This is a genomic window from Tannerella forsythia (genome assembly GCF_003860135.1).
In the GTDB taxonomy this organism is placed as follows: domain Bacteria; phylum Bacteroidota; class Bacteroidia; order Bacteroidales; family Tannerellaceae; genus Tannerella; species Tannerella forsythia_A.
Window position 1 is genome coordinate 24,392 of the sequence record NZ_RQYN01000003.1, and the last position, 15,525, is coordinate 39,916.

Annotated in this window: 14 protein-coding genes and 1 riboswitch; of the genes, 11 read left to right on the plus strand and 3 right to left on the minus strand. The window is 47.1% G+C overall.

Features of this window, described 5'->3' with window-relative positions; genetic code table 11:
• Positions 1 to 86 precede the first annotated feature (86 nt).
• The 4 genes from EII41_RS01470 (at position 87) to EII41_RS01485 (ending at position 4,151) form a co-directional block, all read left to right on the plus strand.
• Positions 87 to 950: an FRG domain-containing protein gene (locus tag EII41_RS01470; protein WP_124789144.1), complete on the plus strand. Its 864-nt coding sequence runs from the start codon at positions 87 to 89 to the stop codon at positions 948 to 950.
• A gap of 97 nt (positions 951 to 1,047) precedes the next feature.
• A complete protein-coding gene (locus EII41_RS01475) occupies positions 1,048 to 1,602 on the plus strand; it encodes a type II toxin-antitoxin system death-on-curing family toxin (protein ID WP_124789145.1) in 555 nt (184 codons plus the stop codon).
• A 30-nt stretch (positions 1,603 to 1,632) separates the two neighbouring features.
• Positions 1,633 to 2,553: a helix-turn-helix transcriptional regulator gene (locus tag EII41_RS01480; protein WP_124789146.1), complete on the plus strand. Its 921-nt coding sequence runs from the start codon at positions 1,633 to 1,635 to the stop codon at positions 2,551 to 2,553.
• Between the two features lie 341 nt (positions 2,554 to 2,894).
• Positions 2,895 to 4,151, plus strand: coding sequence for a carboxypeptidase-like regulatory domain-containing protein (locus tag EII41_RS01485; RefSeq protein WP_124789147.1), 1,257 nt, complete (start codon positions 2,895 to 2,897; stop codon positions 4,149 to 4,151).
• Positions 4,152 to 4,243: 92 nt separating this feature from the next.
• Here EII41_RS01485 and EII41_RS01490 read toward each other — a convergent pair whose 3' ends face one another.
• Genes EII41_RS01490 through EII41_RS01500 form a run of 3 tightly spaced genes read right to left on the minus strand, consistent with a single transcriptional unit; the run spans position 4,244 to position 7,433 of the window.
• The gene (locus EII41_RS01490) at positions 4,244 to 5,257 is read right to left on the minus strand and encodes an ABC transporter ATP-binding protein (protein WP_124789148.1); all 1,014 of its coding nucleotides are present in this window, start codon (positions 5,255 to 5,257) and stop codon (positions 4,244 to 4,246) included.
• Positions 5,254 to 6,291 (minus strand): iron ABC transporter permease, encoded by a 1,038-nt coding sequence (locus EII41_RS01495; protein ID WP_124750928.1) that lies wholly within the window; start codon positions 6,289 to 6,291, stop codon positions 5,254 to 5,256. Before EII41_RS01495 ends, EII41_RS01490 begins: the two co-directional genes overlap by 4 nt.
• Positions 6,288 to 7,433, minus strand: coding sequence for an ABC transporter substrate-binding protein (locus tag EII41_RS01500; protein WP_124789149.1), 1,146 nt, complete (start codon positions 7,431 to 7,433; stop codon positions 6,288 to 6,290). The genes EII41_RS01495 and EII41_RS01500 overlap by 4 nt, the downstream gene beginning before the upstream one ends.
• Positions 7,434 to 7,476: 43 nt before the next feature.
• A riboswitch (cobalamin riboswitch) is annotated at positions 7,477 to 7,676 on the minus strand.
• A gap of 85 nt (positions 7,677 to 7,761) precedes the next feature.
• On the opposite strand from EII41_RS01500, the gene EII41_RS01505 reads away from it, so the two are divergent.
• The 7 genes from EII41_RS01505 to EII41_RS01535 all read left to right on the plus strand — a co-directional run bounded on the left by EII41_RS01505 (position 7,762) and on the right by EII41_RS01535 (position 15,525).
• The gene (locus tag EII41_RS01505) at positions 7,762 to 8,397 is read left to right on the plus strand and encodes a DUF3256 family protein (RefSeq protein ID WP_124789150.1); all 636 of its coding nucleotides are present in this window, start codon (positions 7,762 to 7,764) and stop codon (positions 8,395 to 8,397) included.
• On the plus strand, positions 8,394 to 9,833 hold the full coding sequence (locus EII41_RS01510; RefSeq protein WP_124789151.1) for a transglutaminase domain-containing protein: 1,440 nt from the start codon (positions 8,394 to 8,396) through the stop codon (positions 9,831 to 9,833). Before EII41_RS01505 ends, EII41_RS01510 begins: the two co-directional genes overlap by 4 nt.
• Before the next feature lie 48 nt (positions 9,834 to 9,881).
• Positions 9,882 to 10,772 (plus strand): hydroxypyruvate isomerase family protein, encoded by an 891-nt coding sequence (locus EII41_RS01515; RefSeq protein WP_124789152.1) that lies wholly within the window; start codon positions 9,882 to 9,884, stop codon positions 10,770 to 10,772.
• 71 nt (positions 10,773 to 10,843) lie between these two features.
• Positions 10,844 to 12,235, plus strand: coding sequence for a DUF1080 domain-containing protein (locus EII41_RS01520; RefSeq protein ID WP_124789153.1), 1,392 nt, complete (start codon positions 10,844 to 10,846; stop codon positions 12,233 to 12,235).
• Positions 12,236 to 12,243: 8 nt separating this feature from the next.
• Positions 12,244 to 12,504, plus strand: coding sequence for a glutaredoxin family protein (locus EII41_RS01525; RefSeq protein ID WP_124750934.1), 261 nt, complete (start codon positions 12,244 to 12,246; stop codon positions 12,502 to 12,504).
• A gap of 262 nt (positions 12,505 to 12,766) precedes the next feature.
• Entirely contained in the window at positions 12,767 to 14,107 is a 1,341-nt protein-coding gene (locus tag EII41_RS01530; RefSeq protein WP_124789154.1) for an alpha-L-fucosidase, read from the plus strand.
• A gap of 248 nt (positions 14,108 to 14,355) precedes the next feature.
• A complete protein-coding gene (locus EII41_RS01535) occupies positions 14,356 to 15,525 on the plus strand; it encodes a proline dehydrogenase family protein (protein ID WP_124789155.1) in 1,170 nt (389 codons plus the stop codon).

A 15,525-nucleotide genomic window follows, 5' to 3' on the forward strand; every position in this document is an offset into this window, starting at 1 on the left:
AGTGATTTGACTAAGGGCATAGAAAAGAAACAATAAAACAGAAATATTGTATTTTAAACGGTTAAATAATTAAGACAGATAAAAAAATGGGAACTGAGAAAATTGATAGCGTTCAAAAGCTATTAGACATTGTAGGCAGACTTGATGTGGAAGAAGATGAAGTTCTTCTTTATCGAGGGAATAATGGAATGAAAAAAAATAAAGAAATATTGCCTTCAATATATTATAGAGGAGAAAACGGAAAGAGTTCTATCGAAAAAGAAGATAAACTTTATTGGGAAATTCTCAGATTATTGCCTGCTGAATTCGGTGATTCTAAATCGACATTCGATAATCTTGTTAAAATGAGACATTATACTCTACCTACAAGATTGTTAGACATAACTTATAATCCACTGGTTTCACTTTATTTTAGCTGTGGAAGAAATAATGAAGGAAATAATGGAGAATTGATTGTCTTTAAAATCAAAAAAAATGACATCAAAAATTACGATAGTGACACAGTTAGTATATTGTCAAATTTATGTAAACGTCCATTTGATTTTACTTTGCCAGAAATATCTTCTTTTTCAGACGCTAATGATCGGAAAAAACAATTTAATGAAGATCATTCCATAGAACTTCTTCTTCATGATATAAGATCAGAGAAGCCTCATTTTAAGGCTCTAATAGAGCCGGAAGACCTTGCTCGAGTTGTTTGTGTAAATCCAAAACTTACGAATGAGAGACTGATCCGTCAAAGCGGAGCATTCTTACTCTTTGGCATAGATAAAAAGAAAGAAGAGCCGGCAAAAATAGATAATAGCTTAGTCGCTGCTAGAATAGAAGTTGAAAAATGTAAAAAAGAAGAGATTTTAAAACAGTTGTCACAAGTAAATATAACCGAAGCGACATTATTTCCAGAATTAGAAAATGTAACCCAATATTTGTTGAAAGAATTTCTTAGATAACAAAGAATCATTCTGCCCCTCTGCGGGTTTTCTGCGTAGCTTATATGTAATTTTGCGGCATCGATAAGGACAAAATATAATAGATAAAAGAATATAGATGACTGAAAAAGAACAAATAGTTACTGCGGAGAGCCGTTCGCTGCATGAGGTCGTGGCGGATTATAGTTATGCGTTGGACCTGTTGGATCAGTACGACTACCGTACAATCGAGGTGGAGGCCGTGAGCGGTCTCCCTCGGTTTCGCGCTACGTACGAGGGGGCGATGGAAGCCATTCGCAGCTTGAAAGAGCGGTTTGGGGGCAGCCCGCTGTTCGGCAACGAGAAAGACGGGTCGTTTCGAAGCTCTATCGGGCAGATTTATCAGACGTTCGACGACCGGGAGCTTTACCCCTCAGCCGAAGAGAAGGCGGCCATGCTGCTCTATCTGGTAGTGAAGAACCATTCGTTCAGCGATGGCAACAAACGCATTGCCGCGATGCTGTTTCTGTGGTTTATGCATCACAACGGCCTGCTCTACCGAACGGATGGCAGGAAGCGTATCGCGGACAATACGTTGGTGGCGCTTACGCTGATGATCGCATGCAGTCCCGCCGAGGAGAAAGACCTGATGGTGCGACTGACGGTCTGCCTGATCAACACAAACAATCAATAATAAGCGATTTATCGATATAACGATCGTTCTATGGCAAAGCATCAATTTCGGAAATACATCTGGATCATCGACCGGCTCTACCGTACGGGAGGTATCACGTACAAAGAGCTGGCGGAGGCGTGGAAAAACTGTTCGCTGAACGACGAAGGCCGGCCGTTGCCCAAGCGTACGTTCGACGATTACAAGCGGGCTATCGAAGAGACATTCGACCTCAATATCATCTGTAATGCGAGCAACGGCTATACCTATCGTATCGAAAATACGGACGACATCAGCAAAGATCATATCAAGAGCTGGTTGTTGAGTTCGTTTGCGGTCAACAACATCATTCAGGAGAGTCGCAAGCTCAAAGCGCGCATCCTGTTTGAGCGTATCCCTTCGGGCAATGAATCGCTGATGACTATCATCGAGGCGATGCAGACCGATAGACGCCTGCAAATGACGTATCAAAGTTTTCATTGTGAGCGTCCCCGAACATTTCTGGCCGATCCGTACTGTGTAAAAGTGAGCCGGCAACGCTGGTATGTCGTGGTATTCGAGCCGGAGAACGGACAAATACGTACATACGCCTTAGACCGGATGAAACGGATAGAACCGACGAGGGAATCGTTCGTCTTCCCCGACACGTTTGATGCGGAGACATATTTTGCCGATGCTTTCGGGGTGATTGTCATCCCCGAAGAGTTGGATGTGGAAACGATCCGTCTGAAAGTTTCCGAAGCGGGTAACAAACGCAAGTATTTCGATTCCTTGCCGCTGCACCCTTCGCAGAGAGAGGTGGAACGTTATCCGGAATATTCCGTCTTCGAATACCGGCTCTATCCGACGTACGACTTCTTTCAGGAAGTCCTCTCGCATGGTGCCGAAGTCGAGCTTCTCTCGCCCGAATGGGTACGAGGCGAGCTCCGTTACATGGTCGAAGAAATGCACGCACTGTACCGGAAGAAGTAGAGTCATATTCTGAGTTCTACGTGTAACAAAAATTTTTTGTTCCCGAATCACGATGTCTATATAAGTGATATTCTTCTAAATTCACCCCACAAACCGATTCGTAAAGCCTCCAAATCAACTAAAGACGTCAATTGGGAGGAAAATCATTTCGCTTTTTCCCTGAGGATGAATCGACTTCAAGCACCGCTATCCGGCTTATTTTATCAATAAGGAAAACAAACCGGCGATCACGCATCCCGATAGTAAGGGCGTCTTCGCAGTCGATTAGGCAAAATTAACAGGAAGAAATTAGGTGTGTTTGCCGAATATTTCCTATCTTAGGAGCCATTAATATGGGGATTATGAAAACAAACGTTTTAATTCGATTTATTTTATGGGTCGCCTTCTTTGTAGCTGGCGAGGTTTCCTTGTTTGCACAGGAACTCGAGAATAATTATATTACAGTAAGCGGCGTAATTAAGGATAAACAAACGAATAAAAAACTGGTATCGGTCAATGTATCGATTCCGCAAACAAGCGTTGGAACAGTCACTAATGCCGATGGCTATTTTTCGATTAAAGTAAAAGATTCGTTACAGGCCAAAAATCTGGAGTTTTCGCATATCGGATATACCAATGTGCTTTACCCTGTTGGTCAGACGGATATAGATAATGCCGAGATATTCTTGCTTCCGAATACCAATATTTTGGCTGAAGTTACGGTGATGGGCGGCGATGCGCGCGGAATCGTGGAGGAGGCAATTGAAAAAATCGCAATGAACTATCCGGCAAAAGAGAATCTACTGACCGGTTTTTATCGCGAAGTGATTCAGAAAAGGAAACGGTATATCAATATTTCGGAGGCGGTTGTCCATATTTTTAAAACGCCTTATACCCGTGGTTTCGAACATGATCGGGTACAGGTCTTTAAAGGTCGGAAACTGCTTAGCCAAAAAGCAGGCGACACACTGGTTGTCAAGCTGGAAGGAGGCCCCAATTTGTCGCATTATATCGATTTGATCAAAAATAAAGAGTTGCTACTCGACAAAACGGAAATGGAAAATTACTCGTTCCGTTTCGGAGAGCCGGTAATGATAGACAACAGGCCTCACCATCAAGTGAACTTTCAGCCACGTTTGTTGTTGCCGTATGCCCTTTACTATGGATCTCTGTATATCGATAAGGAAACGATGACGATTACCCGTGCAGAATTTAACCTCAGCATGGATGACCGCTCCAAAGCCACTCAAGCCATGTTACGCAAGAAGCCTTTCGGCTTACGTTTTAAGCCGGAGCAAATGACCTTTCTCGTCGCCTATAAACGGCATGACGGACGTAGCTATCTGAATTATGTGCGTAACGAAGTGCGCTTCAAATGCGACTGGAAGCGTCGCCTTTTCTCGACATCTTATACCGTTTTTTCCGAAATGGTTGTTACCGAACGGAAAGAGGATGATTTTTCCCGAATTTCATACAAAGATTCCTTTAAGTCCGGCCATTCTTTGTCGGATAAAGTAGGAAATTTTTACGATGAAGATTTCTGGGGAGGATACAATATTATCGAGCCTACCGAATCGCTTGAAAATGCCGTTAACAAGCTAAAGAAGCAGTATAAATAACTTCTTGATCGCAGTCTTATCCTTGTTTCCGAAACAGCGGGTGAGCATAATCTGTTCCGATCAAAATCATCTACTTTCTTTATATCGTCCGCTTATCGAAACATCAAGTGGATTGCATCCAATAATGCTTCAATCGTTTGCGCCTCCGTTGTCCTTCCATCGGGATGATGGATGACAAATCCACGGGATGATTCACCGTCTGTTTGGATATAAGTGTCGCTATCTATATGACGGTTCGCGAGAATGCCGTTGCGTTGCAAGGCTTTGCGAACCATGGCGTATCGGTTCCCATGTCCTTCGAGGCGAATCTGTGCGCGGAATACATTGTCGATACGGAAGAAGCCGGTCTCCGTGTCGTACGTAATCCCTTTGCGCGAAAAGAAACTGCTTAGTTTGCCTTCGAGCGAAAGATCTTCGGGCGTACCGATGACGATGCCGTTGACTTTATCCATTAGCCATATTTTATCGGCGATTTGCAAAGCCAGTTCCAAGTCGTGGGTCGACATGAAAACGGTTTTGTCAATCGTTTGCGTCAAAGTATGAAGTAACTGCATGATTTCTACCTTGCTCGGAAAATCAAGGAAAGCCGTCGGTTCGTCGAGAAAGATCACGGGTGTTTCCTGTGCCAATGCTTTTGCGATCATCACCTTTTGACGCTCTCCGTCACTCAGCGTATGCACCATGCGCCGGGCAAGTGCCTCGATATTCACCAATTCGATGGCTTCCTGTACGGCTTCCTTGTCTTTTTGTTTCAGGGTACCCCAAAAACCGGTGTACGGACTTCGTCCGAGACCGATCAACTCTTCGGCTGTCATGTTGCGGATGTCGCATTTCTCCGTAAGGACGACGCCGATCAACGTCGCCAGCTTTTTATCGTCGTATTGCGAAAGCGGACGACCGAGGATCTCAATATCTCCGCCAAGTGGTGCCTGAAAAGCGGAAAGGGTACGAAGCAGGGTCGATTTTCCGACACCGTTCGTCCCTAAAAGACAGGTTAGTTCGCCACTGCTAATCTGCGCATGAATATGAGATGCCACGCGCTTTGTTCCGTGTTTATCGGGATATCCGATGCTCAGATCCCGGATGTTGATCGTCATTTGTTTCATTCGGTCATTTCGTTTTTACGTTTGCTGAAAAGGACATACACGACGATCGGGGCACCGATAAGCGCCGTGATGGAGTTGACCGGCAACGCGCCTTCAAAGCCGGGCATGCGTGCGATCAAATTGCACAAGAGAGCCAGTGAAGAACCGGTCAATACGGCTGCGGGCATCAATACGCGATGATCGGAGGTACGCAGCAACCCACGGCACAAATGAGGTACAGCGAGGCCAAGAAAAATCACGGGGCCGCAATAAGCCGTCACAATGGCCGTTAGGATTCCCGAACAGGAGATGACATACAACCTTGCCCGCTTGATGTTTAACCCCAAGTTTTTGGCATAGCCGTCGCCGAGGAGCAGTAGATTAAGCGTTTTAATCAGCAGGAACGACAGCGGCAGCAATACGGCCATGATGCAGATGAAAAGCGTCATCTGGTTACCCGAAACACGTGCGAAGCTACCTAACCCCCAGATAACGTATGCGCGGATGTCTTCTTCTACACTAAAATATTTGAATACACCGATAATCGCGTTTGCGACGTAACCGATCATCACTCCGATAATCAGTAAAGTCACACTACCTTTGACTTTCTGCGAGACAAACACGATCAGCGTCATCACCGACAACGCACCTGCCGTAGCCGCGATGGTCAGCGCAATCTCTCCGATGTATCCTAGTTTGCTCAATGCTACGCCGCCGATACTGCCCGAAAGCAGGATCACCGAAGCAACACCGAGACTTGCTCCCGAACTGATTCCCAGCACTGACGGGCCTGCCAACGGGTTACGGAAGACGGTTTGCATCTGCAGGCCGCTTACGGACAGTCCCGCACCGGCCACTAATGCCGTAAGTGACTGGGGAATCCGAGATTTCCAGACAATATTTTGCCATACGACGGGTTCATCGCTCGATCCGCAGATTATGTTCCAAACCGCTCGTAAAGGGATGTGTACCGAACCCAATACGAGGTTGAGGAAGAAAAAGAATATGATCGATACCGTGATGAAGATCAGTACGAGAGCCGTGTATCGCTTCATTTCAGCAATTTATAATATACCGGTTCGTAATCGGGCAGCAGATCGGGGTGGAACACCCGGATCAAGTCGGCCAGTATGACTTCCGGTTGCGAAGGAGCACTTTCGTAAAACGGTTGTTTACGCAAGTTGCAGTAAATAATCCCCTTGTCGCGGAAAGCTTTGAAATCGGTGTATCGATTGTCTTCTTTGCGCAGAGCGTCGTATGAAAATTCGCCGTCGAAACTGTTCACGATACGCCAGTATTGAGCACTTTCGGCTTGACTGTAGACGGACTCGAAGTCGAGGGTAAGTCCTCCGGAATGCGTATCGTCTTTTAGAAAATAATCAGCTCCTGCATCGCGGAACTGTTGTGCGAGAAAACTTTTTCCGCCGACGGCATACCAATTACCTCCCCGCATCTCACCACTGAACACGACGGGACGCTTTCCGACATCGGCGGTCAGCGCTTTCAGTTCGTTGTATTTTCGTTCAATTTCGTCGAAACATTCGTTCGCTTCTTCTTCACAACCGGTCAGCAGTCCGATCAATCTGATCCATTCGGCCTGTCCGAGGGGAGTCAACTCTTTGTAGCCCAGATGAGGGATTAGGGGGACGCCTGTTTCTTTCAAGGCTTCATATCCTCCCCGTTTAAACGGCGATATGAGGATAATCTCCGGATCCATCCCGATAATGATTTCGGTATCGAAATTCCCTTCAATTCCTATTTTCCGCGTTTGACCTGTTTTCAGCTGTTCGTTCATCTTCCGGTCGAAGAGGTGGCGTGTACTGGTAATGCCCGCTACCAAATGCTGTCTGTCGAGCTTGATAAAATTCGATAGTTGCAACGAAGTCATGCAAACGACCTTCTTTACAGGGATGGGGATGGGTTCGTAACCGTCCGGAGCCGATAATCCCTCCTCGTCTTTGGGGACGAGGGCATAATGGTACGAAGCGCCTTCTTCCTTCTGTGGGTCTTGAATATCGACGAGCCATATTTTGCCGGAAGAAGTGATGCGGAAACCTTGTGCGTGACGAGCTCGCATCACCTCCGTCCGCTCCTTATCGGCGGCATTTCCGGTACTTTGCTCTTCCTGCCGTTTACCTGTCTGCTGACACGATGCGCCAAACATGATCATGATGCAGACGATGATTTTTTTCTTCATTTTTATTGATGTATCCATTATTGCTCTTTCACCCGAAAGCGGTCTGTCCCGTAATGCAAAAGGCAGGTCTTCTGACTTGTTCCGGCAGGCACGCCTTCCCGGTTTTTTTAGACCAGTGGCGGAGGTTGTGCCTCTCATCGATGGAACTTACAGCTACGGGGATAGTTCCCGATTTTCACGGGATTCCCTTTTCATTTCGCTTCGTGCATGACGAACCGAAAAACCTTTGCGGAAGCAAAGATAATGCAAGCAAGGGCAACCGCAAAAAAAATTGGCTTCTTTTCCGAAAATGTCTACCTTTGAAACCTATTAATAAAGACGAATAAAAATGAAGCAGATGATAATGAAGGTGCTGTTGTCAGCATGCGCGATGAACCTCGGAGCACAGGATATGGGCGAACTGTTTGTGAAGATGCCGGACGAGTATATCGTAGAACTGGAAGATGCGTGGCGGAAAGATCTGGTGGATCTCTACCAAGCAGGAAAAGATGCCAAGCTGCAAAACAAGATGCAAGGCACATCGCAGTTGATGAAACTTACGCCCGATTATCTGAAAATACAGACGACCGCGCGGAGTACGGTTGAACTGAGACGCCTCCCACTGATCAATGACACGTATATTATCTGTATGGTTACCACTGTCTCGGCTCCGGTACCGGACAGCCGTGTGGACTTTTTTACAACCGACTGGAAGCAACTTCCTGCTATCGATTTGTATACTCCCGCATCGGTCGAACAATTTGTTCGTACCGAAGTTGATACGGCCCATGTCGTTTTTCTCGATACGATGGCCGCGCTCGATATGGACTTATTTGTTTACCGTTTGAGCGAAGAGGCACAGACGTTGACGGTCGAATACACGACTCCGCAGTATCTTGACGAAGCGATGCGTGAAAAAGCCAAACGATTTTTCAAAACGGAACCCATCATCTTTACCTGGGATAAAAGACGGTTTATCAAATGAAAAAAAACATTTCTTTCCTTTCTATTGTTCTTCTGACGTTGCTCTCTTCCTGTAATTTGCAGCAAAAAAATACAAGAGAACAGATTTACGCGCAGATTGAACAGGGGAATCATACCCTCGCAAGAGAACTGATTGATCATGTCATGCGAAACGAATCACTTACCGAAAAAGAGCGAAAGGCTTACTTGTTTACCCGCGACTCGTTACATAGAGTGGAGCTGGATTTCCGCAAGACAAAGGCCGAGGTGGTCGATTGGATTGAAAAGAATTGCGGATTCATTCCTTCGGACTCGCTTTTGGACGCATGGGAACAATCGAACGTGTTGGAGTATCGGACGATTGACGGAGAAAAGCGTTATTTCCGCAATGCCGCGCCCAATATTTTCAGAGTAGATCCCGCCGCGCGGGCACTCTCGAAGAATGCCGCACCCCGATCCGATACGCCTCGCGATTCGCTTCTGATCGATGCTTTTACAAACAAAACGGCAACCGATACGAAAGGAAAGTACCTGCTTCCGAAGAGAACTATTCGTCTGCGTTACACTCTCACGGTCGAACCGAACGCGGTGCACGACGGTGAAACGCTGAAAGTATGGCTTCCGTTTCCCCGAAAAGATATCGAACGGCAGACAGAGGTAACCTTGTTGTCGACGACGCAGGGAGCATACACCTTATCGGACGACCGTACCGTTCATACCAGTCTGTATATGGAACAACAGCCAGAGAAAGACCAACCGACCGTCTTTGGTTTCGAGGCCGAAGTGACGTCGCGGGGAGAATGGTTCGATCTGTCGGAAATCACGGTGAAACCCTATCACGAAAATGAGGAACTGTTCAAGACTTATACGGCCGAACGGATTCCGCATATCCGTTTTTCGGCGGATATTCGCCGATTAACCGACAGCATCACACGCGATGCCCGTACGCCCGTCGAGACGTTACAGGCCGTTTACGCTTACATCACGGCTCATTATCCGTGGGCGAGCGCGCTGGAATATTCGACGATTGCCGATATACCCGCCTATGTGATCAAGAATCGTAAGGGCGATTGCGGACAGGTCGCCTTGCTGCTGATCACCATGTTGCGTTATAAAGGCATTCCGGCTCGCTGGCAGAGCGGCTGGATGACACATCCGGGAGAAGTGAATCTGCACGACTGGGCGGAAGTCTATTTCGAAGGTACGGGATGGGTACCGGTCGATGTGTCGTTCGGACGTGGCAGGCCTGTGGCGATCGCTCCCGGACGATTCTTTTTTATGAGTGGTATCGACTCGTATCGGCTGTATGTCAATTCGGACTATTCGGGTGCGTTCTATCCCCCGAAACAGTTTCCGCGAAGCGAAACGGTCGATTTTCAACGAGGCGAAGTGGAATCCCGCCACGGAAATCTTTATTTCGACCGATGGGAGTATGATATGGAAATCACGTATCGGTAGCTAAAAAAACGTATCTTTGCGATGTGGAATTAAAAAACAACAGGAACCATGAATAAAATCGACAGAAGAACAGCCATCAAGACAGTATTGGCAGGCGGCGCGGCCCTTGCGGCCGGCGGTGTGGAAACAATGGCGCAGACAAAGCGGAAAGATCGGACAGCGGCAAAAAAAGAACCCCTCAAAGGAAATATCCGTCACTCCGTAAGCAAATGGTGTTTCGGCGATTATCCGCTCGACGAGTTTTGCGTGATATGTAAAGACCTCGGCATCGAATCCATCGAGTTGTTAGACCCGAAGGACTGGCCGGTCGTTCAACGTCACGGTCTGACCGTAGCCATGGCGCAGGGAGCGGGATTAGGAATCGACCGAGGATTTAATGATCCGTCGTTGCACGACGAACTTGTGGCGAGCTACGAGAAAGTCATCCCGATGGTAGCCGACGCGGGACTGAAAAACCTGATCTGTTTCTCCGGACGGCGCAACGGCGCGACCGATCTGCAAGGATGGGAAAACTGCGCCAAAGGACTACGGCGCATCATGCCGACAGCCGAAAAGTACGGTGTGACCGTCTCGATGGAATTGCTTAACAGTGTAGGCCATAAAGATTATTTGTGCGACCATACGGTTTGGGGCGTGGAACTGTGCCGGCGTGTCGGATCGCCCAATTTCAAACTGCTTTACGATATTTATCACATGCAGATTATGGAAGGCAATATCATCGACAACATCCGCAAGTATCACGAATATATCTCCCATTTCCATACGGGAGGTAATCCGGGACGTGCCGAAATCGACGAAACGCAGGAACTTTACTATCCGGCCATTATGCGGGCGTTGTTGGAGATCGGGTACAAAGGTTTTGTCGGACAGGAGTTCGTGCCTAAACAACCGGACAAAATCGCTTCGCTCAAAAAATGTATCCGCATTTGTGATGTGTAAAAAAATAGAACGTTGCGTGTATCTCCGTGCGCCGATATAAATGAAATATACGATTTATAAACGAATGTAGCATGAACTATTTTTCAATCATCGTGTCGGGCTGTTTGTTGTGGATGATGACGGCCTGCACATCGTCGCCGAAGAGCGGCGTACTGTTCGACGGTAAGGATGCCGGAGCGTGGGAGACTTCGGGCGATGTTTCCGTCGAAGAAGGAATCCTTACGTTGCGGGGTGATCAGGCGCGGGCCGTACTGAAAAACGGCCGTTATCGTGACTTCGATCTTTCGATCGAAATGCGTACCCTCTCCGGCGGTAAGGGATGGGTGAGATTTCATACGGCTTCCGATGCCCGGAAAGGGTATGCCGTAGCGATTCATAACGACCGTAACGACAAAGTCTGGTGGCGTATGACGGGGAGCCTCATGAGCGTCCGTAACCTTACGAAAAGTTTTGTAAAAGATGACGAATGGTTTAAGATGAACATCCGCGTGCAGGGACAATTCGTTCAGGTACGGATTAACGATGAGCCGGTAGTCGAGTACGTGGAACCGGCCATGCCTTACCGTGTGGCACCGAACGAGGAAGCGTTACTTTCGGAAGGAACATTCGCAATCGTGGGTAACGGGAGTGGCGAGATACAGATCCGCCATATCGCGGTAGACCTGACGGAAGCAGACCCACGCGTTTTAGAAGCGCAGGCCGCCGCCACGCTCGACGAGCAGAGCGATGAAATTATCCGCCTGCATCAGGAAGATTTTCCGGTGCTTGACTATCACGTGCATCTGAAAGGCGGTCTGACTAAAGAAGCCGCCGCGGCACAGTCGCGCCGGCTGGGGATCAATTACGCCATCGCCCCGAACTGCGGTATCGGATTTCCGGTCAGTACGAACGAACAGATCTTTGCTTTTATCGACACGATGCGCGCTCAGCCGTTTATCCTCGCCATGCAAGCCGAAGGACGCGAATGGCAAACGACGTTCTCGCAAGAGGCACGGGATCGGTTCGATTACGTCTTTACCGATGCGATGACGTTTACCGATGATCAGGGACGTCGGACACGCAGCTGGATCAAGGAAGAAGTCTTTATCAACGACGAAGAAAAATACATGGATATGATGCTCGACCGCATGTGTGCCGTACTGGAGGAGCCGGTCGATGTTTATGTCAACCCCTGTTACCTGCCCGATCGGATGAGCGACCGGTACGATATGTTTTGGACCGAAGAGCGCATGAACCGTTTTGTCGAAGCATTGGCAAAGAGCGGAAAAGCGCTTGAAATTAATGAGCTTTACCGGATTCCGAACAAGGCCATACTGATGAAGGCCAAGGCCGCGGGTGTGAAATTCACGTTCGGAAGTAATAACGTAACCCCCGATGTGAGTAAACTTTCTTATAGCCTGCAAATGAAAAAAGAATTGCAGCTAAGACCCGAAGACATGTATAAACCCCGAATTAAACAATAAAAAAACGAATGAAACCGATTACTTTATTTTATCTGGCGAACTGCCCGTTCTGCAAAAAAGCGGACGCGGCGATCAGTGAACTTCAAAAGCAAGACCGATACAAAAACATTGAAATCAACCGGATCGAAGAATCCGTACATCCCGAAATCGCCGACAAGTACGATTATTACTACGTCCCGACATTTTACATCGACGGGAAGAAAGTGCACGAAGGCGGTATTTTTCCCGATGAGGTGAAGGCGATTTTAGAAAAAGCGTTGGAGGCGTAACCGCCTCCGATTTCGGGAGATGCTAACGCACCGCGCCAAGCTCTCTCGGCGCGACGGAAGATTGCAAAACATCGCGCCAAGTTCTCTCGGCGCGACGGGAGATTAGTCAATCACATAAAAAAACAAACGCGCTTAGACATGATTACTCTGCAAGTATATTGAATATGCGTTTGCTTCTATCGAAAAAACACCTACCTTTGTGAGGTCGGGTCAAAGCATCTGTGCCCGTTAATTTTTTAAGTAATCAACAAAAAACTATTCGATGAAAACAAGAACATTACTTCTATGCGCAACGATGGCTCTCACAAGCCTGACGCACGCACCGGCACAGCCCGGCTACATTCCTTCGGCAGACAATCTGAAAGCCCGGGAAACCTTTCAGGACGATAAGTTCGGCATCTTTATCCATTGGGGCATTTATAGCATGCTGGCCGATGGCGAATGGGTCATGCACAACAAGAACCTGAATTGGGAAGAATATGCCAAACTGGCTTCGGGTTTCTATCCGGCCAAGTTTAATGCGGCAGAATGGGTGGCTGCCATCAAGGCTTCGGGAGCGAAGTACATCACGATCACCTCGCGTCATCACGACGGTTTTTCCATGTATGCTACCCAACAATCCGATTATAATATTGTGGATGCAACACCGTTTAAGCGTGACGTGATTCACGAATTAGCCGATGAATGCCGTAAGCAGGGCATCCGCCTGCATCTTTATTATTCCCATCTGGACTGGCGACGCGACGATTATTACCCCTTGGGACGCACAGGAAAAGGAACCGGTCGTACCACACATGGCAAATGGGAAGATTATTGTACATTCATGAACAATCAACTGACGGAATTGCTTACGAACTACGGCCCTATCGGTGCGATATGGTTCGACGGAATGTGGGACAAAGACATCTATCCCGATGGTATGACAGCCAAAACATGGAATCTCGATGAACAATATACGCTGATACATCGTTTGCAACCGGCTTGTTTGATCGGAAATAATCATCATATCACCCCGTTCATAGGCGAAGATATTCAAATCTTCGAACGCGACCTGCCGGGTGAAAACAAAGCCGGATTGTCGGGACAGGACATCAGTCGACTGCCGCTCGAAACATGCGAAACAATGAACGGAATGTGGGGCTACAAAATTACCGACCAAAATTATAAATCGACGAAAACATTGATTCAATACCTTGTCAAAGCCGCCGGAAAAAATGCCAACCTGCTGATGAATGTAGGCCCTCAGCCCGATGGTCTGTTACCGGCCGTGGCCGTAGAGCGCCTTCGCGAAATGGGAGAATGGATGAAAATCTATGCCCCGACAGTGCAAGGTACACGAGGCGGAGTCGTCACACCGCGTGACTGGGGCGTAACGACTCAAAAAGGAAAAACACTCTATGTGCATGTGCTGAATCTCGACGACAAAGCCCTGTTCCTTCCTTATGCGGGCAACAAACTGAAAAGCGCGGTAGAGTTTGAAAGCCGTCAATCCGTTCGATTTATACAAGATAAAGACGGCATTCTGCTCAAATTTACAGACAAACCCCAGTCGCCCGACTATGTACTGGAACTGACATTTACCCATGAATTGCCTCTAAACTAACAGAAATATCTTTATGAAACATCCGGTCGACCGGATGTTTCATAAAGATCAATATACCGACCTGAATCTACCTTATGAGTTGAGATAAATACGAGTAATTCCTAAGAAGTAAGGGATACCGTAACCGAAAACCGAGTGCAGATCATCTTCTATTCTTCTCCTCCTGTAAAAAAATAACACGAAAAATTGCTCATCCGAATGAAATTTGATATATTCGGCCCGTTTTTACCTGAAAAATATAGATCGATATGTTGGACTTTAATAACACGAAAATTGCTTTTGAAGCAAAAACAGACGCGGAATTGAGAAACGCGTACATATTATTTAATACCATTAAGCATCCCTTTCTCGTCAAACTTGCGAAATGGGGGACCAACCTTGCACTGAAAATACATTTCCCTTTAGGATGGATCGTGAAGCCTACATTATATAAACAGTTTGTAGGGGGAGAAACATTGCAAGACTGCGAAAAAACAATCCATCTGTTGAAGCGTTTCGGAGTCAAATCCACACTTGATTTTTCGGCCGAGGGCGAGCAGAGCTCCGAAGGCATCAAGGCAACAATGGAAGAAACCTTACGCTCGATCGATAACGCAAAAGATAATCCGAACATCGCTTATGCCGTATTCAAACCTTCAACCATCACGACCGACGCACTGCTGTCGAAAGCATCCGAACATCCGGATCAGCTGACAGATGCGGAAAAGAGCGATTATGACGTCTTTCAACAACGCTTTATGACGTTGTGTCGAAAAGCGTATGAGAATGAAGTACGCATTCTGGTGGATGCCGAAGATTATTGCTTTCAGGATGCGATAGACTCCCTGACCGACGAAGCGATGCGACTCTTCAATAAAGAACGTACAACCGTATTCGCTACGCTTCAGATGTATCGTCATGACCGTCTTCCCTATCTGTATCGAATTCTTGCCGATGCCAAAGAGAAAGGATACATTGCCGGAATAAAATTTGTACGGGGAGCTTATATGGAAAGCGAGCGTGCCCGTGCCGCGGCCATGGGATACCCTGATCCGATTTTCAAAACGAAGCAGGAAACAGACAACAATTTTGATGCCGGTGTAAAGTATGTCATGGATAATCTCGAACATTTCGAGCTTTTTATGGGAACACATAACGAGAAAAGTAACTATCGGCTGGCTGAGCTGATTGAGGAAAAGGGCTTAAAGCATGACGATCAACGCATCTTTTTCGCACAATTATTGGGCATGAGCGACAATATCTCGTTTAATCTGGCTCACGAAGGATATAATGTAACCAAATATGTACCCTACGCGAGCGTCAGAGATGTAATCCCTTATCTTATTCGCCGGGCCGAAGAAAACACTTCCGTTGTCGGACAGACCACACGTGAATTGAATATGCTTCATCTCGAAATGAAACGTCGCCATAAGAAGTAA